Annotated in this window: 30 protein-coding genes; 27 read left to right on the top strand and 3 right to left on the bottom strand. The window is 61.9% G+C overall.

Features of this window, described 5'->3' with window-relative positions:
* Positions 1 to 3: 3 nt before the first annotated feature.
* From AC3WW4_RS10935 to czcI (AC3WW4_RS10945), 3 genes are all read right to left on the bottom strand, one after another.
* Positions 4 to 1,401, bottom strand: coding sequence for an efflux RND transporter periplasmic adaptor subunit (locus AC3WW4_RS10935; RefSeq protein ID WP_474378388.1), 1,398 nt, complete (start codon positions 1,399 to 1,401; stop codon positions 4 to 6).
* 11 nt (positions 1,402 to 1,412) lie between these two features.
* Positions 1,413 to 2,711 (bottom strand): TolC family protein, encoded by a 1,299-nt coding sequence (locus AC3WW4_RS10940; RefSeq protein ID WP_474378389.1) that lies wholly within the window; start codon positions 2,709 to 2,711, stop codon positions 1,413 to 1,415.
* Between the two features lie 110 nt (positions 2,712 to 2,821).
* On the bottom strand, positions 2,822 to 3,199 hold the full coding sequence (gene czcI / locus AC3WW4_RS10945; protein WP_474378390.1) for a cation efflux protein, CzcI family: 378 nt from the start codon (positions 3,197 to 3,199) through the stop codon (positions 2,822 to 2,824).
* 238 nt (positions 3,200 to 3,437) lie between these two features.
* Here czcI (AC3WW4_RS10945) and AC3WW4_RS10950 point away from each other — a divergent pair, with 238 nt between their 5' ends.
* The 27 genes from AC3WW4_RS10950 to traU all read left to right on the top strand — a co-directional run bounded on the left by AC3WW4_RS10950 (position 3,438) and on the right by traU (position 25,724).
* Complete coding sequence (locus AC3WW4_RS10950) at positions 3,438 to 3,698, top strand: hypothetical protein (RefSeq protein ID WP_488828438.1); 261 nt, start codon at positions 3,438 to 3,440, stop codon at positions 3,696 to 3,698.
* 92 nt (positions 3,699 to 3,790) lie between these two features.
* Positions 3,791 to 4,531, top strand: coding sequence for a winged helix-turn-helix domain-containing protein (locus AC3WW4_RS10955; RefSeq protein WP_281262567.1), 741 nt, complete (start codon positions 3,791 to 3,793; stop codon positions 4,529 to 4,531).
* Between the two features lie 24 nt (positions 4,532 to 4,555).
* The gene (locus tag AC3WW4_RS10960; RefSeq protein WP_488828440.1) at positions 4,556 to 5,143 is read left to right on the top strand and encodes a class I SAM-dependent methyltransferase; all 588 of its coding nucleotides are present in this window, start codon (positions 4,556 to 4,558) and stop codon (positions 5,141 to 5,143) included.
* A gap of 122 nt (positions 5,144 to 5,265) precedes the next feature.
* Positions 5,266 to 5,517 carry a TFIIB-type zinc ribbon-containing protein gene (locus AC3WW4_RS10965; protein ID WP_407638722.1) on the top strand — a complete coding sequence of 84 codons (252 nt, stop codon included), beginning with the start codon at positions 5,266 to 5,268 and terminating at the stop codon, positions 5,515 to 5,517.
* A gap of 110 nt (positions 5,518 to 5,627) precedes the next feature.
* Positions 5,628 to 5,984, top strand: a complete 357-nt coding sequence (gene czcI, locus AC3WW4_RS10970) for a cation efflux protein, CzcI family (protein ID WP_058085862.1) — start codon at positions 5,628 to 5,630, stop codon at positions 5,982 to 5,984.
* 248 nt (positions 5,985 to 6,232) lie between these two features.
* On the top strand, positions 6,233 to 6,517 hold the full coding sequence (locus AC3WW4_RS10975; RefSeq protein WP_133611161.1) for a hypothetical protein: 285 nt from the start codon (positions 6,233 to 6,235) through the stop codon (positions 6,515 to 6,517).
* A gap of 573 nt (positions 6,518 to 7,090) precedes the next feature.
* Positions 7,091 to 7,621 carry a flagellar basal body rod protein FlgB gene (gene flgB, locus AC3WW4_RS10980; RefSeq protein WP_488828441.1) on the top strand — a complete coding sequence of 177 codons (531 nt, stop codon included), beginning with the start codon at positions 7,091 to 7,093 and terminating at the stop codon, positions 7,619 to 7,621.
* Between the two features lie 123 nt (positions 7,622 to 7,744).
* A complete protein-coding gene (locus tag AC3WW4_RS10985) occupies positions 7,745 to 8,101 on the top strand; it encodes a DUF2946 family protein (protein ID WP_488828442.1) in 357 nt (118 codons plus the stop codon).
* Between the two features lie 244 nt (positions 8,102 to 8,345).
* Positions 8,346 to 8,714: a hypothetical protein gene (locus AC3WW4_RS10990; RefSeq protein ID WP_488828444.1), complete on the top strand. Its 369-nt coding sequence runs from the start codon at positions 8,346 to 8,348 to the stop codon at positions 8,712 to 8,714.
* Between the two features lie 136 nt (positions 8,715 to 8,850).
* Complete coding sequence (locus AC3WW4_RS10995) at positions 8,851 to 11,478, top strand: heavy metal translocating P-type ATPase (protein ID WP_488828445.1); 2,628 nt, start codon at positions 8,851 to 8,853, stop codon at positions 11,476 to 11,478.
* Positions 11,479 to 11,511: 33 nt separating this feature from the next.
* Positions 11,512 to 11,964 (top strand): Cd(II)/Pb(II)-responsive transcriptional regulator, encoded by a 453-nt coding sequence (gene cadR, locus AC3WW4_RS11000; RefSeq protein ID WP_488828447.1) that lies wholly within the window; start codon positions 11,512 to 11,514, stop codon positions 11,962 to 11,964.
* A 695-nt stretch (positions 11,965 to 12,659) separates the two neighbouring features.
* The gene (locus AC3WW4_RS11005; protein ID WP_109036403.1) at positions 12,660 to 13,157 is read left to right on the top strand and encodes a hypothetical protein; all 498 of its coding nucleotides are present in this window, start codon (positions 12,660 to 12,662) and stop codon (positions 13,155 to 13,157) included.
* 198 nt (positions 13,158 to 13,355) lie between these two features.
* Positions 13,356 to 13,898, top strand: a complete 543-nt coding sequence (locus AC3WW4_RS11010) for a lytic transglycosylase domain-containing protein (protein WP_058085869.1) — start codon at positions 13,356 to 13,358, stop codon at positions 13,896 to 13,898.
* Positions 13,832 to 14,563: an OmpA family protein gene (locus AC3WW4_RS11015; protein ID WP_109036401.1), complete on the top strand. Its 732-nt coding sequence runs from the start codon at positions 13,832 to 13,834 to the stop codon at positions 14,561 to 14,563. Before AC3WW4_RS11010 ends, AC3WW4_RS11015 begins: the two co-directional genes overlap by 67 nt.
* A 127-nt stretch (positions 14,564 to 14,690) precedes the next feature.
* Positions 14,691 to 15,104 carry a hypothetical protein gene (locus AC3WW4_RS11020; protein WP_230179380.1) on the top strand — a complete coding sequence of 138 codons (414 nt, stop codon included), beginning with the start codon at positions 14,691 to 14,693 and terminating at the stop codon, positions 15,102 to 15,104.
* A gap of 28 nt (positions 15,105 to 15,132) precedes the next feature.
* Positions 15,133 to 15,432: a type IV conjugative transfer system protein TraL gene (gene traL, locus AC3WW4_RS11025; protein WP_035033923.1), complete on the top strand. Its 300-nt coding sequence runs from the start codon at positions 15,133 to 15,135 to the stop codon at positions 15,430 to 15,432.
* 14 nt (positions 15,433 to 15,446) lie between these two features.
* Complete coding sequence (gene traE, locus AC3WW4_RS11030; RefSeq protein WP_109036397.1) at positions 15,447 to 16,010, top strand: type IV conjugative transfer system protein TraE; 564 nt, start codon at positions 15,447 to 15,449, stop codon at positions 16,008 to 16,010.
* Positions 16,000 to 16,854, top strand: a complete 855-nt coding sequence (locus AC3WW4_RS11035; protein WP_230179379.1) for a type-F conjugative transfer system secretin TraK — start codon at positions 16,000 to 16,002, stop codon at positions 16,852 to 16,854. The genes traE and AC3WW4_RS11035 overlap by 11 nt, the downstream gene beginning before the upstream one ends.
* Positions 16,851 to 18,392 (top strand): TraB/TrbI/VirB10 family type IV secretion system protein, encoded by a 1,542-nt coding sequence (locus AC3WW4_RS11040; protein WP_488828452.1) that lies wholly within the window; start codon positions 16,851 to 16,853, stop codon positions 18,390 to 18,392. Before AC3WW4_RS11035 ends, AC3WW4_RS11040 begins: the two co-directional genes overlap by 4 nt.
* Positions 18,393 to 18,426: 34 nt before the next feature.
* A complete protein-coding gene (locus tag AC3WW4_RS11045) occupies positions 18,427 to 19,224 on the top strand; it encodes a DsbC family protein (RefSeq protein WP_488828454.1) in 798 nt (265 codons plus the stop codon).
* Positions 19,221 to 19,907 (top strand): type IV conjugative transfer system lipoprotein TraV, encoded by a 687-nt coding sequence (traV, locus tag AC3WW4_RS11050; RefSeq protein ID WP_125244067.1) that lies wholly within the window; start codon positions 19,221 to 19,223, stop codon positions 19,905 to 19,907. Before AC3WW4_RS11045 ends, traV begins: the two co-directional genes overlap by 4 nt.
* Before the next feature lie 78 nt (positions 19,908 to 19,985).
* Positions 19,986 to 22,544 (top strand): type IV secretion system protein TraC, encoded by a 2,559-nt coding sequence (gene traC / locus AC3WW4_RS11055; RefSeq protein ID WP_488828456.1) that lies wholly within the window; start codon positions 19,986 to 19,988, stop codon positions 22,542 to 22,544.
* Positions 22,541 to 22,912: a hypothetical protein gene (locus AC3WW4_RS11060; RefSeq protein ID WP_035033915.1), complete on the top strand. Its 372-nt coding sequence runs from the start codon at positions 22,541 to 22,543 to the stop codon at positions 22,910 to 22,912. The genes traC and AC3WW4_RS11060 overlap by 4 nt, the downstream gene beginning before the upstream one ends.
* The gene (traF, locus tag AC3WW4_RS11065) at positions 22,909 to 23,514 is read left to right on the top strand and encodes a conjugative transfer signal peptidase TraF (RefSeq protein ID WP_109036386.1); all 606 of its coding nucleotides are present in this window, start codon (positions 22,909 to 22,911) and stop codon (positions 23,512 to 23,514) included. Before AC3WW4_RS11060 ends, traF begins: the two co-directional genes overlap by 4 nt.
* Before the next feature lie 10 nt (positions 23,515 to 23,524).
* Entirely contained in the window at positions 23,525 to 24,028 is a 504-nt protein-coding gene (locus AC3WW4_RS11070) for a hypothetical protein (protein WP_218929772.1), read from the top strand.
* Entirely contained in the window at positions 24,025 to 24,675 is a 651-nt protein-coding gene (gene traW, locus AC3WW4_RS11075; RefSeq protein ID WP_083505688.1) for a type-F conjugative transfer system protein TraW, read from the top strand. Before AC3WW4_RS11070 ends, traW begins: the two co-directional genes overlap by 4 nt.
* Positions 24,672 to 25,724, top strand: a complete 1,053-nt coding sequence (traU, locus tag AC3WW4_RS11080) for a conjugal transfer pilus assembly protein TraU (protein ID WP_058085878.1) — start codon at positions 24,672 to 24,674, stop codon at positions 25,722 to 25,724. Before traW ends, traU begins: the two co-directional genes overlap by 4 nt.
* Positions 25,725 to 25,735: the final 11 nt, after the last annotated feature.

The following is a 25,735-nucleotide window of genomic DNA, read 5'->3' on the forward strand; positions in this document are numbered from 1 at the left end:
CGCTCAATGCTCGTGCTCGGCCGAAGCCTTGCCGATTTCAGCTTTGATGACGAAGCTGTTCGTCGCCGCATAGCGGGTACCGGCGCTCAAGCCCTTGACGACTTCGGTGCGCTTGCCATCGGTGTGGCCGACTTCCACGGGTTTGGCCTGGAAGCCGCCCGGTACTTCGACGAACACGACTTGACGGCCCTCCATGGTCTGCACCGCGCCAGCCGTCACGGTCACGGGTGCTTCCGCCTCGCCGGAAGTCACCGCGACATTGACGAACAGGCCGGGACGCCACGAAAGGTCGGGATTGGTCAACACCACCCGGGCGGTGGCTGTGCGCGTCTGCTCGCCAATCAGCGATCCGACGTAGGTCACGGTGCCCTTGGCCGTGGCGTCGAAGGAACTGGATCGCACGGTGACCTTCTCGCCCACCTTCACCAGGTTCAGGTCCTTAGCAGGCACGTTGATCGTTGCCCAAACGGTGGACAAGTCGGACAGGGTGAACACATTGGCGTCTTCTTTGACCGACTCGCCCAGCGCGATGTGCTTCTCGACCACGACCGCGTCAAACGGTGCGCGCAGCTCGTAGCGATTCAATGCGCCAGCCGAAGGCGAGGCACCCAATGCCTTGAGCTTCTGGTTGGCGTTGTTGACGGCAATCTCGGCTTCGCGCAGGGCCTGCGTCGCCTGCAGGACGTCCATCTGCGGCGAGATCTTGTCTTCAAAGAGCTTCTTCTCTCGGTCGTAGGTGGTCTGCGCCAAGGTCAGGCGCTTCTGGGCCGCCTGCAACTCGCTCCGCTGTTCGGACAGGACCACGCTGGAAATGACCGCGAGGACCTGGCCCTTCTTGACCTGCTGCCCCAGGTTGGCCGACACCGATTCGACAACGCCACCGACACGGGGCACAACGTGTGCCGTGCGATCCTCGTTGAACTTGATTTCGCCGGACAGCTGCACCGTCGAAAGGATCTTGCCAGGTTGGGCCGCTTGGACTTCAACGCCCGCTGCTGCGATCTGCTGAGCATTCAGAGAGACAGGCTCTTCCTCGCCTTCCTCGTGCTTGCCAGCGTTGGCGGCGGCAGCGCCCTTTTCAGAAGCGGTTTCGCCTTCATGCTTGTCATGCGCCCCATGCTCCTCGGCCTTCTCATGATGTTCCTTGTCATCGTGTCCCTTGGCTTCGTCGTGGCCGGACTCGGACTTCTTCTCGCCGTGGTGCTCGGCGTCATCGTGTCCCTTGGCCTCGCCGTGACCGTGGCCATGGCTCTCCTCGGCCGCTTCGCCGGCAGGCGCGCTGGCAGACCGCGTCAGCACAAATGCGCTGGCGCCCAACCCCGCCAAAACGATGGCGATGATGGCAACGAGTTGCTTTTGGCTGATGCGCCCAGCCTGGCGTTGTGATTGGGAGCGTGTCATGCGATGCTTTCTCATGGCTTGGACGTCGTCTGTTCTTCGCCGCTGGTCCCCAGCAGGCGATCGATGTTGGCGTTGGTGCGGTACAGCTCATTGAGCGCACGCAGGTACTGGGCGCGGGCCTGGAGCAAGGTCCGTTGGGCATCCAGGGCGTCGAGGAAGCTGAACTTGCCCAGCTCGAAGCCGGTCGTGGCGGCCTGCCACGCGCTCTCGGCGCCCGGCAGTACCTCGCTGCGCAGGACGTCCACCTCAGCCTGGGCGAAGCGCTGACGCTCCGTCAATTGCACCCACTCGGTCTCGACGCGGATCCGCGTTGCCTGGAAGTCCGCTTCGGCCTTATCGTGCAGGCGCAAGGCCTGAAGCAGGTTCCCCCGGTTGGTATCGAGCACAGGGATGGGAATGGCCAGGCCGATCACAGCCTGATTGCGTCCGACCTGCTGATCCCGCTTGGCACCCAAGGTCAGGGTCACGTCCGGAACACGGCGCGCCTCCTCAAGCTCGACCATGGCTTGCCGCTTGTCGACCTCCAGGCGTGCCTGCCGCAGCACCGGCACATCTGACAACTGAGAAGCCTCCAGATTGCGAGAGGCTGGCTGGACACCCGATTGCCAAACCAGTGTCTGAGCACGAACGGCAGATGCTGGGCCCAGCAGAGCTGCCAGCCCTTGGCGAGCGGATCGGAGTTCGCTCTGCGCTTGAAGCAGTTCCAGTCGGACACCAGCGTGAGCAACCTTCGCCCTGGTCTCGTCCATTGCAGAGACCTTGCCGGCCTGGACTCGCTTGGAGACCGCATCCGTGCCTCGCATGGACAAGTCGACGGAGGCCTGCGCCAGCTTCACCCGTTCCTGAGCGATGGCGGCAGCAAAGAATGCATCGGCCACATCCGCTCTGATCTGCGCGCGACGCCCTTCGATGTCCACGGCGGTTTGAGCCCGCGCGGCCTCGGCGACCGAGATCCGCGCTGACCGTTTACCGCCCAGCTCGATGGGCTGGCTCAACTGCACCGTGGTCGTCCGGCTGTCTCGCCGCGTATCTTCCAGCAGTGCCTGGACTTCAGGATTGGGACGTGCACCCGCTTGAATGACGGCCCCTTCGCTGGCTGCCAGTTCCTGCTGGTTGGCCACGATTTGAGGACTGAACTGAAGCGCCAGCCTGATGGCCTCGCTCAGCGTCAAGGGCTGCGCCACGGGCACCGCCTTGTGCACGGCTTGCCCATCCGAATTGGACGGGCTAACTTGAGCAAAGGTGGCGGAAGAAAAAAGTGTGGCCGTGACCAACGCGAACGTCGTCATCGGCACCATGTGCCTGTACATCGAATTCTCCGGGTTGTGGGAACAACAACAAGAAGGAATCCGGCGAGAGAGGCCGTGGCCTCACTATCTGAAGACAGGAAAAAAGCTTGCGCAGCAGCCGTCTCGCCGAATCAAACGGCGAGACGTATGTCGGGACGCTCGGGTCCCGCTGGAATGTTGGAGGCGTAGCCCTCGATCGAGTGGCCAAACCATTCCCTGCTGGACGCCACCTGAGGGGTGTGCGTCTCACTGACCGGCGAGGCAGCGCTCATGTGGCAGACAGTGCAGTCGTTGTCGGCACTGGCCTTCTTGTCGCTACCGCTCTTGTCCTTTGCGGCTTTATCGCCAGGGCGCTCCCCACGTTGCGGATCAAGATGGTTGTGCTCGTGGTGCCCGAAATGGCGCTGCGCGGCAGGGTTGCTTTCATGCTGGCAATAGCTGGCCACCGCAGCCCAGGACATCTGGAGCGGAAACCAAATCAGCAGGAACAAGCAAAGCAATCGACGCATGGCGCGGCAAGTATAGGTTGAAAAAAATGCCTTGTGGATCAGAAATGAGTTGCGCCTGACAAATACACGTGAAGGAAGTTGCCTGGCATGTCCGTCGATAGAAGATCCAATCTCTTTGAATCCATTTGAATCCCTGTAGCGGCTACAGAGTCAACACCTTTCGCGAAGATTGTTGTGAATTTTTCCACAGGGCAATGAATCAAGCCTGTCTAGGTTGCTCGGTCTCGCTCTGAGCCACATGCCCGTCCACATTGCTGGCCTCCACACTGTGGGCATGCCGATCCGGCGCCGCTTTGGGATTGTCGACTTGGGGTTCTACGCCCTCGTCTTTGACAGCGTAGTTGCGCTGCGGCTCGCGATCTTTTTGAGGCTTCGCAACAGTCCTGGCATGTTTGGAAGTGGCACCCATGATGGCTCCTTTGCAATGACAACGAGTGTCATCGGCAAGGCATATGCCGATCTGGTTCGAATTGAATCCAATGTCATGCCAGAAGGCTGAAGGCTGAAGGCTGAAGGCTGAAGGCTGAAGGCACTATAGATTTTCCGGCTCCCAGCCTTTCAAGGCGGTGTCTTGAAGATTACATTTTCGTCATGTTTGGTTCAGGCCGGTATTCATCGGCACACTTCGCAAACATGACAAGTGTGCAGGCGAAGATATTGGTCGTCGAAAACGACATTAAGACTGGCGATCACTATCGCCTAGGTTTGAGCGAGGCCGGATTCGCCGTCGACCTTGCCAAAAGCGGCATCGAGGCGTTGAAACTGGCATCGCTGCAAATGTTCGATCTCTTGATCATCGACACCGCCCTGAAAGGCATGACAGGCTGTGAACTGCTGCAGGCGCTCCGGCGTCAGGATTCGTTGATTCCCGTGCTTTTCTTGAATGGACGCGACCATCATGAGTGCCGCGTCAACACGCTCCAGCGTGGCGTTGAAGACTTCCTCAAAAAGCCGTTCTCCTTCTCGGAACTCTTGTGCAGCATCAGGACCATCCTGCGTGGACGCACGGTCGACGCCAGCAGCCTCCCTTCGATCTGCATCGGTGATCTGGAGTTGGACCTGTTGCGCCGCCGCGTGCACCGTGCAGGGACCCACATCGATCTGACGCCCAAGGAATTCGGCCTGCTGGAACTTCTGATGCGTCGCCAAGGGGAAGTCCTTCCGCGATCACTGATCGCCTCCCAGGTATGGGACATGCCCTTCGGGAGCGACACCAACGTCATCGATGTGGCCGTGCGTCGCCTGCGACTCAAGATCGATGAAGGGCAAGAGACGAAGATGATTTTCACGGTGCGAGGCATGGGCTACATGCTCGAAGCGCCCGAACAGTGACCGCATTCGAGGAACAAGAGCTTGATGTCGACCACAGGCAATTTCTACGAGGACAAGGCGGAGGAGTATTTTTCCCTCACCTTCGATGCCGACACGTCCGCACCCAGGGAACGCTTCCTGGCGAAGCTGCCTCGACGAGCACGTATCCTGGATGCGGGTTGCGGTTCAGGCAGGGATCTTCGCGCCTTCAAGCGTGCAGGCCATGTCGCTCTTGGAATCGACTCCTCAGTCGCCATGGCCAGCCTCGCTTATGCCTACTCTGGCGCCGAATGCATGGTGCTTCGTCTCGAAGACATTGCCTTTGAGCGCAGCTTCGATGGCATCTGGGCTTGCGCTTCCCTGCTCCACCTGCCAAGGGCGCAACTCGTTCCAGTACTGATGCGCCTGCACCAAGCACTCGTGTTTGGCGGAACGTTGTTCCTTGCTCTTCAAGAGGGACAAGGAGAACGCTGCATCGAGGATGGGCGACACTATGTGTACTACCGTCTCTCGGAGGTTCTAAACGCCCTAGGTCAGGCTGGTTTCGAAGCAAGCGAATCATGGCTGACAACCAGCTCCCCTCTTCTCTATGGCACGCCACATTGGATCAACGTCCTTGCCATCGCCAGTTGATATGAACCGTGCATAAGCCAAGGCTAATGCAACTTCAAGGTTTGATGCGCTGAATTGACACCGTCTGATCAAAGAAAGGAATCTTCATGCAATGCCCCGCTTGCAAAACCGTTCAACTTGCGATGAGCCATCGCGAGAACGTCGAAATCGATTACTGCCCGCAATGCAGGGGCGTATGGCTGGACCGAGGAGAGTTGGACAAAATCATTGAACAGAGCCAGCGCGACCCCGTGTCGACGCAGGCCCACATGGATCCCGGCATTTCGACAGGACGTGGTGAACACCATGGTCGGCGTGAACATGGCGGCGGCCATCAAAAGTCTGGTCATGGCTCCAGCCATGGAGGCAGTTTTCTGAGGAGACTGTTCGATTGATGTGCTGGCATTGCCGGAGCGATTTTGGTGACGGGAATAGTGGGCATCTGCATGCTCATGTCTCGTCATCCATCCTTGGCACACCCATTTGATGGTGATACATTTTTGCGATGCGCCGCCTGATTGCCATTTTCTTGTTGTTGATTGTGCCGCTGCAGCTTGGATATGCTGCGGCCGCGGCCTATTGCCAGCACGAGACTGGCAGTGCGGCCGGGCATTTCGGGCACCATGCGCATGAACACAGGGCGCAGGTAGGAGCCGATCAAGACAATGGCAAAGGCAAGTTGTCATTGCAGCTTGACCAGGATTGCGGCCTCTGCCATCTCCAGATGCCCCAGCTGCTGCCCCAGCACACCACGGTGACACCGACCTCCGTCGAGACTTCCCTCTACCGTGCACCGGTGATTGCGTATTCCTCGGCCGATCGCCGCCGTCTCGAACGCCCCAATTGGACATCCTCGCTGTAAATCGGCGAGCAGTTCGTCCATTCCTGGCTTCCATACGCTTCGAATGAATCCGTCATGAACTGACGGCTTCTGCTCGTCGAATTCCTCCCATCACGCTTGGAGAATTCGATGCGAAGTTCATTGGCCGTGCCCATGTTTTGCCATGGCAGACGCGGTAGTGCCCACCTGCCCTTGATTGCATCCATCCAGACAACGCCCGTAGCCACCGGAGCGCAGCGGCCAGTCCTGCGCGCGCAAGGGGCCCTTACATGACCACGCCCTTCACCCACAAGGAGTTGGGCCTGGTGTGGTTGGCTTTGGGACTGTGTGGGGTGCTTGCACTGCTTCTGTTTGCCTGGTGGCTGGCGCATCACCCTCCCAAGGTGACACCAACCTCACAGCCCAAGTACACCGATGCTCTCCGGCATCGACTGAACGGCAAACGATTTTCGGAACGGCAAGCGCCACCGAATTCGACCGGCACGGCATCGGGTACTCATGGTCAGCCGCCCGCTGGAAAACAAGACGGCAAAGCCAAAGGAAGAAGGCCATGAGCATACGTTCCACCCGTTTGTGGATGGCATGCCCCTCACTCCCTGAGCAAATGCCATGAGGTACACGACGCTCCGATCCTTCGGCTCCTTGCTGTGCATCCGGGTCGTGGCTGCGCGTCTCGCTGCCAATGATGAAGCTCCGTTTACGGCCCATTCATGGCGCGCGCCGGAGGTGGCAGCCCAGGTTCAGCCTTCAGGATCCAGCACCACATCAGATGAACTGATGCGCGCGGTGGTCTCCTGGCTGGTCTGCGAGTTGATGCTCCAACGCTCAGCCCTGCACTTCCGATTGTGCGGTCAAGCCATGACCGCCGGCCTGCACATCGCGCGTGCCACTTTGAGCTGGGATGGTCCGCACGGCAGGCGCAGCGCGGCGGTAAGCCCCCACAGCGGTTTGCTCGGCCCTCAAGGCATTTTCGAGCTACCTCCAGAAACCAGGATCACCGCCGTGTTGCACCTCCAGGGCCGCCGTCCAGTGACTGTCAGGTTTGTGCTACCGCCAAACCGACCTCCTTGTGCCTGCTGAGCATCAATCTTCGATCCGGCATCCGATTCAACACCAGAGACCGCATCATGATCAAACCCATCTCCATGAATCTGCCACTGCCCTCCACGCCGGCGGTGCCATCGCCCCGCTTGACGCCTCCAGTGGTTCCACCGACGAATCCTTCTGGGGAACAGGAGGAGGACGGTTTCAAAGAGCACGCGATCCTGCTGCGTTCCAAGAGGCAGGAAATACTGGCTTCCAACATCGCGAACGTCGATACCCCTCACTACCAGGCCAAAGACCTCGATTTCCGGACCAGCCTGCGGAACGCGGTGAACAACCAGCACTCAGAGGGCACCGATCCCAGTGACCTTCGAAAGACGGCCGCGGGACACTTGTCGCAGTTGCCGCAACCATCAGGAAGCATATTCAACAGCACGGTGGCGCTTGTCTACCGCGTTCCGCTCCAGAACAACCTGGACAGCAATACCGTGGACATGGACGTCGAACGTGGGCAAATCGCCGACAACGCGATCCGCTATCAGTTGGCCTTGCAGGCCTATGAGGATGAGTACAAGGAATTCCGGCAAGCTTCCATGACGGGAGGGACACGCTGATAGCGCTTGACTCTGTACCCACTACAGGGTTTCTAATGCAGGTACGCGCTGACATGGCTTGTTGACTGCCTGTCCGCTTGGCCTTTCAGCACCATTGTTCGCCTTTCCCTATACTGCCCAACCATGCGCCGCTGGCTGATCTTGTTCCTGGTGTTTGTCCTTCCGCTCCAACTCAGTTGGGCGGCGGCTGGCATCGCCTGTGCGCATGAGACCGGCCCTGCCGCCGACCACTTCGGGCATCACGTGCATCAGCACCAGGACAGTGGCAAATCGGTGGAGCACGGAAAGTCAGTTGCCGACAAAGGCCAGGCCGATACGGATTGCCCATACTGCCATGTGAGCGTTCCAACGCCCGTGGTTGAGTTCCATTTCTTCGATGCTCCGCTGACCAGCTCGACCGCCTTGCCTGAACCGCGGTGCTCGCGGGCATGGGTATTCGAAGAGGCGCCCGAGAAGCCCAACTGGCGTATGCCCAGTTGATCCAGCTGAGCGCTTCTCCCCGCTGAAACCAACAGCCTCAGGCTTCCCGCGCCGCTGGATCCACCAGTTCTGACTTTGTTCAACTGGAGGACTCGATGCGCCACGTGCCATCACCCACTGATTGCCATGCCTTGTCGGCCTCCCTCCGGGACTGGTCGAAGGACTACTGCCGCGCTCAGAACGCTTTTCACGCGCCAAAGGCAATCCTGGTCCTTCGTAGATCTCTCTATCTGGAGTAACTCTCATGATCAAGTCACTGCCTTGGGTATCACTGCTTCTGGCCTTGCTGGCGACTGGATGCACCAGCATGGACACCGACACTTACGGCCGCAAGGAAGGCTGGCGCAAGGCTCGTGTGGTCGAAGTGGGTGGCATCGATTCGCCCATGAAGACCCTACAGACGGACTGCCGCTCGGAACTGGGTCCTAACCCGCCCTATACCCGGTTCGCCGTCGTTTCCTACAACGTGCGCGGTAGTCCGAGGAACAAGGCCCGGCGAATCTCGGCCATTCCCAATGATTTGAACCTCCAGGCCGACGACCTCGTCTACGTCAACATTCAAAACTGCCTGGCGCCGTTGCGCAAGCGGGATGCGTTGGGCAACACCCCATGAGATGCCGGCCATGGATTCAACTCATCCCTGGGAGCGTCCTGATCAAGGCCGCTTCCCCAGGATACGGCTCGTTCATCGCTTATGCCCAAGGGCGCGTCTCTGATTCCGCTTCCATCAAAAAAGAAAGGTCGCGAAAATGACCCAGCCTCAAAAGCTTCGATTGGAAATCCCACTGTTGCTGCCCAGTCTCCCGGACATCAGGGATCGCTGCGTCAAGCTCCTGATCCAGACACTTGAATCGCGTGAAGGCATCGCCGCTGCTCACGTCGCTGATGCGGCCACCGGGGGCACTCCTGAGCTGTGCATCCACTACGACCCAGATGTCATCTCCCTGGGCAAAGTGCGTGACATCGCACGTGGGGCTGGCGCCAAGTTAACTGATCGTTTTGGCCACATGCTTTTGCGAGCGGGAACGAAACATCCCCGCGCAGCCCGAACTTTGACGGCAAAGCTCAAGGTCCTGAAAGGCGTCGTCGAAGCCGAAGTCAATGCCTCGGGTTCCGTCCGCATCGAGTTCGATCGGGAACAGGTCGAAGAGAAGGATTTGCGCACGATGCTCAGCGGCTTCGGCATCGAAGACCGCGCCTCTCTCTCACCTGGTTCATCAACGTCCATCAAGGATGATGGACATGACCATCAGTCCCATTCCCATCCCGAAAAGCTCGCATCGGTGTCCGACCACACAGATCATGCGCACGAGCATGGTGACGGCCATGATCATTCGCATGGTGACGAGAAGCACGGCAAGCATGCATCAGGTGCTCATGAAGGCCATGACCATTCCGGTGGACTCTTCGGTGAAAAAACAGAACTGATCTTTGCCGCGATCGCGGGAGCCTTGCTGCTGGTCGGATGGGTGCTGGAATCACAGAAGCTGGCCACGGAAACCGTGAGCATGGCCTTCTTTGTGATGGCCTATCTGTTTGGCGGCTACTTCACCTTGCTGGAAGCCATCGACAACATCAAGGCCAAGCGCTTTGAGATTGACATGCTGATGTTGGTGGCCGCCGCTGGCGCAGCCGCACTCGGGCAATGGTTCGAGGGTGCCTTGCTGCTGTTCCTGTTCAGTATGGGGCACTCGCTTGAGCATTACGCCATGGGCAGGGCCCGCAAGGCGATCGAGGCGCTGGCCAAACTCGCCCCTGAAGTGGCATTGCGTCGGCGCGACGGCAAGAAAGAAGAAATCGCCGTGGCCCAACTGCAAGTGGGCGACACCGTCGTCGTGCGACCGAACGAACGGTTGCCCGCGGATGGCTTCGTGGTCTTGGGCGAAAGCAGCGTCAATCAGGCTCCCGTGACAGGCGAAAGCGTTCCGGTGGACAAGCGGCCTGTCCAAGACGCGCAGGCCGCGTTGCAAGGCTTCGACAAGTTGCCGCCGCAGCACCGCGTCTTCGCAGGGACCATCAATGGCTCGGGCGCGCTCGAAGTGGTCGTTGCGCGGCAGGCCAGCGAGTCGACCATGGCACGCGTCGTCAAACTGGTCACGGAGGCCGAAACCCAACGCTCCCCTACTCAGAACTTCACTGAAAAATTCGAACGCGTCTTCGTACCCCTCATCCTGGCGCTCGTGGGTTTGCTGCTGTTCGCATGGGTAGTTGTTGACGAGCCCTTCTCCGCGAGCTTCTACCGAGCCATGGCGGTGTTGGTTGCCGCCAGTCCCTGCGCGCTGGCCATTTCGGTTCCAAGCGCTGTACTCAGCGGCGTGGCCCGCGCGGGTCGAGGTGGTGTCCTCGTCAAAGGCGGTGGCCCGCTGGAGAACTTGGGCACGCTCACGGCCATCGCCTTCGACAAGACCGGCACGCTGACCGAAGGCAAGCCTCGCCTGACGGATGTCGTGGCCGCTCAAGGCGTCGACGAGAAGGAGTTGCTGTCCATCGCTTTGGCCGTGGAAGAGCACAGCGATCACCCGCTGGCCTCCGCCGTGGTGGAGGGCGCCAAGCAGCGTTTGGGTGATGGCCATGCCGCACCCCAGGTCCAAGGCCTGGAAAGCATCACTGGCCGAGGTGTGAAGGCACGAATCGGTGGCGACGAGGTGTACATCGGCAAGCCGGTTCTGTTCGAAGAACTCAAAGGCGAAGCCGTACCGGCTGACTTGAAGACGGCCAACGAACGCTTGGTGGCCGACGGCAGGACCACCATGATCGTGCGAATGGGCGGACGCTATCTGGGGGCGCTGGGCATGATGGACACGCCCCGACCAGTTGCTGCTGAAGTGATGAAGTCCCTGCAGAAACTGGGGATCGAGCGTCTGGTGATGATCTCCGGAGACAACCAGAAGGTTGCCGAATCCGTTGCCAAGAGCGTGGGACTGACGGAAGCGCGGGGCGACCTGATGCCGGAAGACAAGGTCAAGACGATCATGGACCTCCGGTCGAGCGCTGGTAAGGTCGCGATGGTGGGCGACGGCGTCAACGATGCGCCTGCCATGGCCAATGCCACGGTGGGCATCGCCATGGGCGCCGCTGGCTCGGATGTGGCTTTGGAAACAGCCGACGTGGCGCTCATGGCCGATGACCTGGCCCAGTTGCCCTTTGCCGTCGGCCTGTCCCGCCAGACGAGCCGCATCATCCGCCAGAACCTGTGGGTGAGCCTGGGCGTGGTGGCTGTGCTGATTCCATCCACGATCCTGGGTATGAAGATGGGCACAGCCGTGCTTTTCCACGAAGGCTCCACCCTCTTGGTCGTCATCAATGCGCTGCGCCTGCTGGCATTCAATCAGCCGGAATCGCTGGCACCCGTCCCGTCCGACACCCCGAAGGCTTAAGCCACTGGCTTTCATCAAACAGAGAGGCGTTCAATGAAAATCGGCGATCTTGCCAACCTCACCGGCACCCAGGTGGAGACCATTCGCTACTACGAAAAGGAAGGACTCCTGCCCGAGCCCGCGCGCACAGTCACGAACTATCGCATCTACGATGTTCAGCACGTCGAGCGACTGGCCTTCATACGGCGCTGCCGCTCTTTGGACATGGGCCTCGACGAGGTTCGTGTCTTGCTTGGACTGAAGGACAAGCCCTCCCAGAGTTGCGAAGATGCCAACCGGGTGCTCGATGAGCACCTTGGCCATGTCACCCAGCGAATTGATGAGCTGGTGGCCCTGAAGGCACAGTTGGAGAGCTTGCGTTCCCAGTGCGGTGAGGCCAAGGAATCAGCCGACTGCGGCATCCTAAAAGAACTGAGCAACGGGAATCAACAGCCCTCGCAAACCGGCCACCAGCACATCGATTCGGTACATGGCCTTGGTAGATAGCCCCTCTCCCACGCCTCCCGCAGAAACTATAGGGTGGCGCAGAAGCGTGGTGCTTTGCATTTGGCAGCCAGTTCACGCTGAAATGCGCTCGGGCTCTTGGCTGTCCATGCATTTGTTGGCGTCGCCGCAATTCAGAGGCTTTTCTCGTTGCTGCATGGCTGGTCCAATCTCGTAGAACTGGATCTCGCCACCACCCTTGAGGTGTCGGCCAGATGGCCCATTTGCAGTGCATGAGCCATTGGCCTTGCCGGCGTCTCCACGCCGCGCGCATTGACAGAAATGCGAGCGCCCTCCCCGAATTTGAATGGGAAAACTGGCTACTTGCACATGGCAACGCTTGCTCTATGGCCTGGGCACACCCGTGCTCAGGCCACATCGCCGCCAATCCCCTTATCATTTGGCTGCTGCAGGTTCGTACCTCGGCCCGGCGTTTCCTCCCTGAGCCGGTGGCGCACCGTGATGACAGCGATGCGTCTTGTGCTCGCTGATCACCCGCTGATCGGCGGGCTTTTTTTGTCTCGCGGAAATTGAACTCCTCCATCTTGGCCGTACCGCGTCAGTACTCGCTATGAACTGGAGCCGAAATCCCCATGACAAAGCCCGCATTCACCCGTGACCATGCTGTACCCTGGCCCTAATCTGTACTCATGCGCTCATCCGAGCGATTGCCGAATCAGAGAACAGAGGTACGCACCATGCTCACCGCTGCACCGCCCGGATTTCAGGACTCTCGACACACCGCAACAGTGGAATCCCAGCCGTCCGACGTCATCGAAACGCGGCTGTGGCTGGAAGAACATGTCTGGCTTTATGGCGTGCTCAAGTCCGATCGCAACGTCGGCCCGATCTTTCGATTTCCTGACCTGATCAGTGCCTGCGTCTCCCAGGTCTTCTCCGGCCCCGAAGCGGCAAGACAGATCTTCAGCTTTCTCGGAACCGAGCTTGTGGCCCGCTCGCCCAATACGCCTCGTCGTCGGGAAGCCATGTGGCGACCGCAGTACGACTTGCTCCTTGAGTTGCAGCGCTCACCCGCCAATCGGCACCCCAACCCGAAGTTCCAGCTCGACCACTTGACCACCGCCTGCGTGGCGCTGTGTCAACAGGCGGATGAGACCGGCGCCAGCGTCCTTCAACAAGCTCGCATCAACATGGCACAGCGCTTCCGTCCAGAGCACGCCACACAGACCCGCTGAGGCCATCGACCGCCCAGCGCTCTGACCAGCACATGGCATGAAGAATCTCCAAACGATTCACGTGCCCTGACCACGCCAAGGTCGTCCAACCACGGCAGACCTGAACAAGACCTTGATCGGCACCGTGCCGGTCTCACCCCATCCGTCCCGCCGCGCAACGTGCATTGGCGGATTCATCGGTCTTGTTTGGAGTGCGCCATGCAATGGGGTCCCTTGTCTGGATGTCTTGCGCTGCTGAGCCTGCCGGCACACGCCCTGGCTTGCTGGGACGAGGCGGCGCATCGATATGGCGTGTCATCGCAATTGCTCTATGCCGTTGCAAAGGTCGAGTCGCACCTCAATCCAAATGCAATCAACCTCAGCCACCGCCAACGCACGGGCAGCTATGACATCGGGCTGATGCAGATCAACAGCTCGAACCTGCCTGCGCTGGCACGGTTCGGCATCACCGAAAGCGACCTGTACAGCCCTTGCACGAACATCCATGTGGGCGCCTGGCTGCTTGCCCAAACCCTGGCCAAGCAAGGGCTGACCTGGGATGGGGTGGGTGCCTACAACGCAGCGTGTACCCAACTCAAGGGAGTGGCCTGCCAGAGCGCACGCAGACGCTACGCCTGGAAGGTCTATCGGCAGTTGCACGCCTCGGCAATCCAGTCCCCACAGCCAACCGCCGTATGGCCGCAGAGCCGATCAGAGGCAAAGCAGCCCCTCTTCATCCTTGCCGCTCGGGTGTCGCCATGACGCGGGTACAGGACCTCGCCATGACCAGCGCCTCGGCAGCGGTGATTCTGTTTGCCTTCTCGTCTTGCACCTTGCCCGCCAAGCAGGGCCATGCAACCGCGATACCACAAGCTAAGCGGAACGCCTCACACATCGCGCAGCTTGAACGTGGCCGCGACGCGTACTTTGCCCAGTGCGTCGAGCCTGCCTGTCCTACCACCACACCCAAAACGCTGGCTGTGGCCGATGCACAGCCGCAGCCTTCGATGCGAGGCAACGCGCGCGCCCTTGCATCCGTCGCGCCAACTGAAGTGACCAAGCCTGCCCCGCTGCACAAGCCTCAGGTGCTGGTCCTGGAGTTTGCAACCGACAGTGCGGTGCTGACACCTGTACACCGGACCCTGCTGAACAGCGCAGCCAAAGCCCTGGGACGTGCCCAGCGTGTGCTCATCGTGGGACGCACCGACAACGTCGGCCCTGATGCGCCCAATCAGGCCATCGCGCTAGCTCGGGCTGATGCCGTTCGAGATCACATCAAGCGCATCAGTCCCTCACACCCCAATGACATCCGCATCGATGCCAGAGGCCTGTGCTGCTACATCGCCAACAACGACACACCTGAGGGCCGAGCCCGCAATCGTCGCGTTGAGGTCGTGTTCACAGCCTCATCCGAGGGTGGGCCATGACACACCAATGGCCCTCACCCGTGAGCCCGTCGCCCACCGCATCCCCCTCCTGAGACGTGCTCACACGTTCGCAGGATCGCCCCCGCCTGCGTCAGGCCTTGACGCGCAACCCAGCCAGGAGATTCCCATGCGCACAGCCATCATCCATCCCTTCGTCCCTGTTCGTCAAACTGTCCAACAGGATGATCAGCAAAGCAACCCATCCAGTGCCCGAGTCACCGGCAAGCCCACACACAAGCGCTGGCGTGTGGCCTCGGCGCTGGCCATGCTCACCCTGGGCTTGGGCCTGTCCATGCCTGGTTTCGCCCTCGACCTGGTGGCGTTCACCGGCATCACCGGGCCGCTGACATCCGCCCTCGCCCAGATCTCCGCGCTGGGGCCTAGCGTCAAGGCCCTGGTCGGCTTCGTCGGTTTCGTGGTCGCCCTGATCTCGCTGTCGGCCCTGCGCAATTTCGGGCCGGTGCTGTTCTACGTGGGCCTGGCCATCTTCGGTGCGGTAGGCCTGGTGATCGCGGGCGCCATCATGGGCGCCGTCGTCTGAGGTCAGCCCAAACCTGCAGGAGCCTGACATGCAAGCCGACACCTACATCCCCCGTCGCCTGGATGACCCCTGGAAGATCGGCTTCTGGGACATCGATGTGGCCGCCCCGGTGATCTTCTTTTTCTTTGTCGGCTACCTGTCGGGCACCAAGCTGGCCTTTGCGGCCTGCGCAGGTGCGGGGATCTTCCTGTCGCGCTGGATCGCCCGCATCAAGGCCGACAAGCACCAGGCCTTCGCGATGCACTGGCTGTACTGGCACCTGCCGCCCAGCCCCATGACCGCGATGCGCGCCACCCCGCCCTCGCACATCCGCCGCATGGTCGGCTGAGTCTGGAGCACGCCATGGACTTCGAGCGACTCAACAGCGACATCAAGGAGATGCGTCGCCGCAACCGCAGCCTGGGGCTCGCGGTGGGCGTACTGGCTTCGGGGCATGTTGTGGCACTGCTCGTCATCCTCAACCTGATTGGCACGGTGCGCACGGTGGTCGTGCCACCCACGATCGACAAGACCTTCTGGGTCAGCCGAGACAAGGCCAGTGGCGAATACCTGGAGCAGATGGGTGGTTTCATGGCCTGGCTGGTGCTGGACGTCACGCCCTCATCGATCGACTGGAAGAAAAACATCCTGCTCGGCTATGTGGAGCCCGACCAATACGGCCCGCTCAAGACCCGGCAGGAGGTCGAGGCCGAGCGGCTCAAGCGCATCAACGCCAGCACGATGTTCATGCCGCAGCAGTTGGTGCCCAGCGAGGACAAGCAAAGCGTCGTGGTGCGTGGCCGACTGCGCACCCTGGTCAATGGCTTCGAAACCGCCAACGACCTCAAGGCCTACCTGATCGAGTTCAGTTTCAACGGGGCACGCATGCACCTCAAGACCTTCAAGGAGGTTCCCAATGCGAGCTGATTTCAAGCGACGCCAGCAGCCCTCCACTTCGCTGACAAACCTGCTGCTGGCCCTGGTGACAGCCGTTGGGATGGCAACGGCACCAAGCCTCGTCAGGGCGCTCCAGTTGGTTGAAGCCCGCGACGGCGTCTCCGTTGAGGCCATGGTGTCGATCAAGGAGCCCACGCGCATCCGCATCGATGGCGCGCCCATCACCGATGTGTTCGGCAACATCTATTCGAGCAACTGCGCCAACGGAACCCCACCCCCCAACAACAGCCAGAACAGTCCGGCCATCAACCCCACGGGTGAACTGGTCCTCGAATGCGACAAGGACAAGGGCGAGGTCTACATCCGCCCCGTGGGCAAGTCCAGCAAGCCCATCAACCTGTTCGTCTCCAGCGCCCAGGCGACCTACACCCTGCTGCTGCATCGCTCGGACACCCCCGCAGACACCATCGTCATCCGGGATCCCAGTGCCAGGCTGCTGAAGCTGGACAACGCGAACCCAAGTCCCTCGGGTATGTCATTGGGCACTTCGGCCAACCACATCCGAGCCATGAAGGCCTTGCTAGTGGCGATGGCTTCTGACCGAGTGCCTCCCGAGGTGCGCGTTGAGGAGGTCAACCGCCTCGTCCCCCTGTGGCTCGAAGCGAGATTTTCCCTGATGCGTCGCTATGAAGGGCGAGGCCTGGTCGGCGAGAAATACCTGCTGCAAAACATCAGCCCGACCTTGATGGTGCTGGCCGAGCAGGAATTTGACCGCGAAGGTGCCCAGGTCATGGGCGTGTCCATCGAGAACTACAACCTGCAACCCGGAGAGACCACGAATGTGTTCGTGATCCGGCAGGAGGCCACGCGATGAACACGCCTTTCGACCAAGCAGCCAATGGGAGCGTCACCGGCTTGCTCGACCGCATCAAGGGGGCCGTGGGCAGTGCCCTTCAAAGGCTGTCTCCACGGCAACGCCAGTACGTCACCCTGGCCGCCATCCTGGTATGTGGTGTCGGCCTGCTGTGGCTGATCTTCGCCCTCACCGACACGCGCTCGCCCACCGCAGACGCCAAGAACAACGGCAGCGCGCAGCCTGCCACGGTCACAAACATCGGGGTGATGCCGCCGGGACAGCAGGTCAACCCGGTAGACCAATGGGTGGGCACCGCAGGGCGCAAGTTGGCGCAGTACGAGAACGAGCGCGATGAGCAGACCCGGCTCAACAAGGACCGACAAGCTTTCGAGGCCCGTACCATGCAACGCTTTGCCGAACTGGAGCAAAAACTCACCTCGGCCAGCCAGGCTGCCAGCATGTCCTTGGCACCCAACGCTGCGGCAGCGTCAAACACGCCCGCGCCCCCAACGATGCCACCGGCATCCAGCCTGCCCCTTCCACCACCTCCGGCGTCCACCGCTCTGCCCCATGCAAATCCTCATGGGCAGAGCATCAACATTCCCCCACCGCTGCCGCCCGGCACATCGCCCGCAGGTGCCATGCCCCTCGGTGATCCGGGCATGGCACCGCAGGACAGGCCGCTCGATGCCCCGGTGTTGACCCGCGTTTCTCTGGTGGACCGGGAAACGGCCAAGGCCACTGCAACAGGCGCCACGGCAAGCACCACAAACAATGCCACACCCGGATCACCGTCAACGGCTGACACCCGAACCGTCTCAACCTTCCTGCCCGTCAGCTTCACGCGCGGCACCCTGCTTGGTGGCCTGGATGCACCCACGGGCGGGCAGGCTCAGTCCAACCCGCATCCTGTCCTGATCCGGCTCTCGGACAACTCCGTCCTGCCCAACCGTTTTCGGGGGGAATACCGCGATTGCTTCGTGATCGCCGCAGGCTACGGCGACATCAGCTCGGAGCGAGCCTATCTGCGCACCGAGAACCTGTCCTGTGTCCGCCCGGACGGCGCCACGCTGGAAGTCAAGATCCAGGGCAGCGTCTATGGCGAAGACGGCAAGGTGGGCATGCGCGGGCGACTGGTCACCAAACAAGGCCAGATGCTGGCCAATGCACTGCTGGCAGGCGTGGTCAGTGGCATCGGCCAGGGCCTGGCGACTTCATCGACCACCTACAGCACCTCTGCCCTGGGCACGATCGCCAGCAACGGTGGCAGCGGCAGTGACGCCTACCGCGCAGGCATCGGCACCGGTGTCGGCAAGGCCCTGGACCGACTGGCCCAGTACTACATCAAGCTCGCCGAGAACACGTTTCCGGTGATTGAAATCGATGCCAGCCGCGAAGTCGATGTGGTGATCACCAAGGGCGTGCGCATCGACGTGCCCATGTCGGCCAACGCCTACACCAGTACCGGCGGCACCCCCTCCAGCACGCTGGCGCGCTCGGCTGAGCCCGCACCCGAAGACCGCTACCTGAAAGCCGCCAATGATGACAACTACTGACATGCGCCCGCCTCTGCGAGGCAGGCTCCAGGCCGTGACGCAGATCTGGGCTCTGTTCACGATGCTGGTCAATGGCATCGCCTGGGCAGGCGCCCCGCCATCGCAAGAGGCCCGCCTCCTGGCCACACTCAGGAAGGCCAACCCCAGCACGCGCTTCACCCAGGTGCTGCCTTCACCCATTGGCGGGCTGTACGAAGTCTGGATGAACGGAAACGTGGCCTATGTGTCGGCCCGCCAGCCGCGCTACTTCGTGTTCGGCCATGTCTTTGACACACAGACCATGACCGACATCACCGGACCTCGAATGGCCCTGGCGGCCAGGCAGGGCGCGATGGCACCCGCTACGCCTGCCGCAACAACATCAGCACGGACATCCGCACCAACATCAGCCCCTATTGCCTTTGACCAACTGCCACTGGCAGACGCAATCAAGACCGTGCGGGGCAACGGTCAGCGGCAGATCGCCGTGTTCAGCGACCCCGGCTGCGGCTACTGCAAGCAACTGGAGCCGGAGCTAGCCCGGATCGACAACGTCACGGTCTACACCTTCATGCTGCCCTTTCAGGGTGAGGCCAAGCCCATCGCCCTCTGGTGCGCCCCGGACCGGGCTCAAGCCTGGCAGCGCTACATGGTGCAGGGCGATACCACGGTGATCAATGCCCCAGGGCGATGCGATCACCCCGTGGCTCGCAACCTGGCTTTGGCGCAGCGCCTTGGTGTTCAAGCCACGCCCACCCTGATCTGGGCAGATGGCAGCCGCACCGAAGGCTACGTCGATCACCAGGTGATCCAGGCTCGCCTGAAACCGGCCACCTCGGAGATTCAACCATGAACGCCCACGGTCACCTCGCTACCCGCGCCCACCCCGTGCGCCCGATCTGGCTTCTGGGATGCTTGCTGCTGAGCTTGTCGGGCTGCATGAACCTCTCCGGCCTGGGCGGCAGCTCCGATTACGCATGCAAAGCCCCGGACGGGGTGACTTGCACCTCGGTGTCGGGCACCTATGCCAACGCCGTTCAGGACAACCTGCCCGCCCAGGTGGCCAAGCGCCGCATGGCCGCCAAATCCAATGGCGAGCCAGGTACCAATCCTGCACCCGGGTCGCCACAGCCTCGCCTTGCACCAGCGCGGGCGTCCGCCAAAGCCACTGTCCCGCCCGTGGCGCAGTCTCCCAGCCTGGCGCTGCCCCTGCGCTCATCGGCCCGGATCCTGAGGCTGTGGTTCAAGCCCTGGGAAGACGCAGACCGAGACCTCTACGACCAGGGCTATGTCTACGTCCAGATCGATGCGGGTCAGTGGCTGATCGACCACGCACAGCGCCAGATCCGTGACGCCTATGCGCCCATACGACCTCCGATCGGAGCCCCCGTCAAACCCGCCACGCCAGAACAGAGCACCTCGCCCGTGCGGCCCGCAGACCAGCAGCGCCCGTCTCCATACACCCCGGACAACTCGGAAAGCCCTGACATCGGCCCCTTGCTGCCGCCCACCGACGGCCTTGCCCCCAGCAACTGAAACACCCTCAAAGGTTGCGCCATGCCTACCCCCTCAGCCACAGCCACTTCAACTGTCACTTCAGCAGCCAGTGTCTCCATGGACGCGGCTCGCACCGTGCGCAGGCCCGCACGCCAAGGCCTGTTCGAAGCCATGGGCCTTGGCGCACCGCCTGACACACCGGCAGAGCAATTCGCAGCGTGGCTGCCCTACTCCGCCTACCTCGCCGATGAAAAAATCTTCGTCAACCGCGATGGCCTGGGCTTCATGCTGGAGGTCATGCCGCAGTCGGGCGCGGATGAACGCATGGCCGAGGTGCTGATCTCGCTGTACGCAAACTGCCCGACGGGTGCGGGCATCCAGTTCCACCTGTTCGCCTCACCTCACGTGCGCGGTCAGTTGCGCCGCTATGCCAACTTGCGAGTCGAAGACGAGGACCAGGCTGATAAGGCCAAGCATTGGGGGCGACCTGCCCGCAACGACAACCTCTTCCACACCCTGGCCCGCCAACGCGTAGGCCACCTGCTGCGCGGCGCGCAATCCTCGCTGACCTCTGGCTTTCACTACACGATCCGGGACTTCCGCCTGATGCTCAGCGTCACCCTGCCAGGTGACGCTCAGGACATGACCAGGCGCGAAGAGGTGATGGCCCAGCGCGAGTCCATGGCCTCCACGCTGCGTTCGGCCTCCCTGCCCAACCGCGTCTGCGATGCCGCTGACCTGATCAACTGGTGCGCACTGTTCACCAACCCTGACCGCATCTCGCAGACCGACGCGCCAGACCTGCACTACGACGACGGGCGCGAACTGCGCGACCAGATCATCGACTTCGACACCATCCAGGATCCCACCCCCAGCGGCCTGCGCCTGTGGAAGGAGACCGGATCGGACGAACTGGAGGCGCGCTTTTACTCCATCAAGTCCTTCCCTGAGCGCTTCGCCCTTTGGCAAATGGGCTCGCTGATCGGCGACCTGATGCAACCCGCCCTGCAGTACAGCGCGCCCTTCTTGCTGACCATGGGCGTGCATGTGCTCGACCCCAATGCCACCAAGGCCACGGTCACCGCCAACCATGTGCGCGCCACGCAGAACGCCAAAAGCAAGATGGCCGACGTGATGCCGGACGTGGGCAAGAAGCTGCAGGACTGGACGGCCGCCGCGCAGGCCATCGACACCGGTGGCAGCCTGGTCAGCCTGTACCACCAGTTGGCCATCTTCTCGCCACCGCGCAAGGCGGTGGCGGCCCACGAAGCGGCCAACGCCATCTGGCGTGGCCGGGGCTTTCAGCTCAATGCCGACGTGTACATGCACCGCCAGGCGCTGCTGGCCAGCCTGCCCATGACCCTCACGCCACGCTTTCATAGCGACCTGGCCAAGATGCGTCGCGTCTCGCGCAAGACCATGGCCAACGCCATCCACCTGGCTCCCCTGATCGCCGAGTGGCGCGGCACACGCACACCTGCCCTGGTGTTCGGCGGGCGCCGTGGGCAGTTGATGACCCTGGACATCTTCGACAATGACCTGGGCAACTACAACTTCGCCATCATCGGCGCACCGGGTTCGGGCAAGTCGGTGCTGATGAACGAGATGGCCTGGTCCTACCGGGCCATCGACGCCAAGGTCTGGATGCTGGACCTGGGCCGCTCTTTCGAGAAGCTGTGCCGCAAGGCCAAGGGCACCTACATCGAGTTCCGCCCCGATGTGGACATTTGCCTGAACCCCTTCACCAACATCGTTGACATCCACGAAGACATCGACATGCTGGTGCCGGCCATCTCCAAGATGTGCTCCATGCAGCACACGCTGGAAGAGGTCCAGTACAAGGCCATATCGGCCATGGTGCTCAAGCTCTTCGCCGAGCACGGCAACGACCTGACCATCACGGCCCTGCGCGAGGCCTTCAAGACCGGCAACATCGAAGCCCTGGGCCTGGTTAACGACCAGCGCATCAAGGACCTGGCCGTGATGCTCAACCCCTACACCCGAGGCGGCCAGTACGAGCGCTTCTTCGAGGGGCCCAGCAACGTCGATTTCAGCAACGATTTCATCGTCATCGAAAACGAGGAACTCAAGCGTCGCCCCGACCTGCACGCCGTTGTCAACATCCTGTTGCTGCACCAGATCACCGGCGAGATGTACCTCAGCCGCAACCGGCGCAAGGTGCTGTTCATTGACGAGCTCAAGCAGCAGCTCGGCGATATCGGGGCCGATGACCCCGTCAAGGCCGCCGTGATCGAGGAAGCGGCCCGGCGCGCCCGCAAATACGGCGGAGCCTTGGGCACGGCAACCCAGAGCGCCGACGACTTCTATGGCTCGGCCCAGATGGAAGCCGCGTTCAACTGTTCGGACTGGGTGTTCCTGCTGCGCCAGAAGCCCGAATCCATCGAGATGCTGGACCGCAAGGGCAGGCTGACCATGGACGAGCCCAAGAAGCGCTTGTTGAACTCGCTCAGGACCGAGGCGGGCGTGTACTCCGAGCTGTACATCTCCTCCCCGGTGGGCGAAGGGGTGGCGCGCAACATCCTGGATCCGGCCACGCACCTGCTGTTTTCCAACAAGCTGGAGGACAACGCGCCCATCGACGAGCTGCGCGCGCAAGGTCTGAGCATCGATGCAGCCATCACCGAACTGCTGCGGCGCCGGGGGCACACCGTATGAAAGCGATCAGCCTCATCCCTGCCCTGGTGCAGTCGCTGCTCACCCTGATCGTGGTCGCCGCCGCCTTGCTGCTCTATGACCGCACTGTGGTGCGCCCAGCGCTGCGCATCGGCATGGTCGATGTGGCCGAGGTGTACCGGCAAAAGGAAGCCGAGTTCACGCAACTGCTCACCAAGGCCGGCTCGGAAGACGATCGGCAAAACGCCATGCTGATGGCGCGCACCTTCGCCCAACGCCTGCCCATTGCGCTGGAGGAATTGCCCCGCGACTGCGCATGCCTGGTGGTACTCAAAGGCGCTGTGGCCGGGCCCACACCGCACACCGTGGACTTGACCGCTCAGTTGCGCCAGAAAGTGGGGATGCCATGACCTTGCAGATCGTCCGCATCCCGCCGCCCGTGCCCTGGCATGTGCGCAGCTATCGCCAAGCCCGGCAATCCTTTTGCGACCAACTGGCCCACATGCGTCGCCGCTGGTATCTCTACCTTCCGGTGTTCGCCATCTGGGCGCTGGCCTACGTCCGGTTGTTCCTGGATCCCACCCCACGCCTGCCCATTGTCTTCAACTGGACGCCCAGCCTGCCCTACCGTGTCGCCTATCGCGTGAGCTGGAAACAGACTGTTCCGCCCGCCTTGCACCGTGGTGACTACATCCTGTTCGCCTTCGCTGGCGATGCACAGCAGCACTACCCGGGCCTGCGCGGTCAGCCCTTCTTCAAGATGGTCAGGGGCCTGCCCGGTGACACCATCACCGTCCAAGACCGCATGGTGTTGATCAACGGCGAGTCGGTGGGGCATGCCAAGGCTCAGACCTTCGACCACCGTGGGCTCGATCCCATTCAGCCCACGGTGATCCCACCGGGCAGCTACTACGTCCAGGGCAGCAGCCCCGACAGCTTTGACTCGCGCTACCGCAGCAGCGGTCTGGTCCGCGCCGAGCAGGTCATCGGGCTCGTGCGGCCCCTGTTCTGAGGAACATGACATGCAAGCCTGTCCATGCCACCTCCAGCAACACCGCAAGTGCCGCAATGGCCGCAATGACGTGCGCCACTCGGCGCCTCGCTTGATCCTGTGCATCTGGATCGCTGGTTTGGCATCTGCAGCCCACGCTCAGGCCCAGACCACGCCCAAGCGGCCGGCCCAGCAACTGGCCGAAAGTCGCGCCCACAGCAGCCCAGTCACTCAAAGCGCCAGCACGCCTGCGTCCACGCCAGACGATGTGCCTCTGGAGGACTACCTGGCACTGCTGGCGCAAATCTCGCCTGCCGCGCGCGACGGCGCTCAAGCCTACTTGCGTGCGTTCGCGCAACGCTGCGGGCGGCCCCTCACCGCGCTGGCGTTGCGCAAGGCCATTGCCCAGGGCAGCGGTGACCCGGTCCTCATGGGCATGGTCAGCGCCAGCCACCCCAGCCAACTGGCGCAGCGTGATGCCCTGCTGAGCCAACTCGCTCAACGCATCCGTTGCGACGCTCGGGGTCAGCCATGAAGCCCAAGAGCCCACAGTTGATGGTGATGGCCTGCCTGCTGACCATGGCATGCACAGGTGCGGGCTCATGCGCTTGGGGCGTGGACCTGGGCAGCATCGGTCCGACCTATCCGATCAGCGAAGCCAACCTGCTGGAGTTCATTGCGCAACGCCTGCGAGAAAAGCAAGCCAATGGCGAACTGGCTCGACTGCAGGACCAAGCCCGTGAGCGCGGCATTCAGGCCGTGCGCCAGCCACAGCCTGTGGCCGGGCTGCGCACCACGCAACAGCCGCGCACCTTCTACTTCGACCCCAGCTTCACGCTGGATCGCAACATCCTGGATCCCCAGGGGCACCTGATGTTTGCCGCTGGCTCGCGCCACAACCCGCTGGACGTGGTGTCCCTGTCCAGACACCTGCTGTTCTTCGACGCCCGTGATGCACGGCAGGTGAGCCGCGCTCGGGAGTTGATCCAGCGCTACCAGGGCCAGCTCAAGGCGATCCTGACAGCTGGCTCCTACCTGGACCTGATGAAAGCCTGGCGCACGCCGGTTTACTACGACCAGCAAGGTGTGCTGACCCGGCGCCTGGGCATCGCACAGGTGCCCGCTCTGGTCTCGCAGGAAGGCAAGCGCCTGCGCGTGGATGAGTTGGAGGTGACACCATGACCCGATCCACCCCAAAAGCAAGATGGCGTCAATCGTGGGATCACATCGCGGCGATCCTGTTGATTTGCTTGCTGGCCATGACCAGCCAGCACAGCCACGCGGCGGGCATCGCCACCTGCACAGGCAAGTTCCCCAACCCCGTCACCGACATCTGCTGGAGCTGCATCCTGCCCATCAGCCTGGGCAGCATCCCCATCGCCAACTTCGGCGGCCAGGAAGACATTGCCAACCCAGGCAGCCCTGTGTGCAGTTGCGGCGTGAACCCGGTCATCGGTCTGTCTATCGGCTTTTGGGAACCGGCTCGCCATGTCGAAGTCGTGCGCAAGCCGTTCTGCCTGACCTCACTGGGCGGCATCGACCTGAACCCGGGCCTGCCCGCCCCGGAAGCCGCCCGCTTCACCCACGCTGAAGGCGACGGCGATGGCGGCAGTTTCTACCAGGCCCATTTCTACGTGAACCCGATGCTGTACTGGCTGGAGGTCGTGACCGACTTTCCCTGCCTGGAAAAGGGCAGCTTCGATCTGGCCTATCTCACCGAGGTCGATCCGCTGTGGAACGACGACGAGTTGACCCTGATCCTCAACCCGGATGCGGTGTTGTTCGCCAACCCCATCGCGATTGCCGCCTGCGCCGCCGATTGCGTGGCCGCCTCACAGGGCTTTGGCATCAAGGAATTGTTCTGGTGCGCAGGATGCCAGGGCGGCATCTACCCGCTGGATGGCCAAGTGCCCTACCACTTGGGCGGTGTTCGCACGGCCGTTCTGCTGGCCCAGCGCCTGACCACCAAGATGCACCGCGAGTTGATCGCCTGGGGATGGCATGGCACGCCCGGCCTGTGTGGCCCCTACTTCGAGCCCGTCATGGACAAGACGGCCTACAAGACACAACTCACCTACCCCATCCCCAACACCGAAAAGGACGGCGGCAGGTGCTGCCAGCCTTTCGGGCGCAGCACCGTGATCTGGGGGGCCGGCAAGGAATACCCGGTGCGCGGCGAAGACTTCGCCTTCATGTTGTTTCGCAAAAGGAACTGCTGTGTCGGCTTCTGACTTCCATCAAC

The organism is Aquabacterium sp. TM01, from assembly GCF_057808345.1.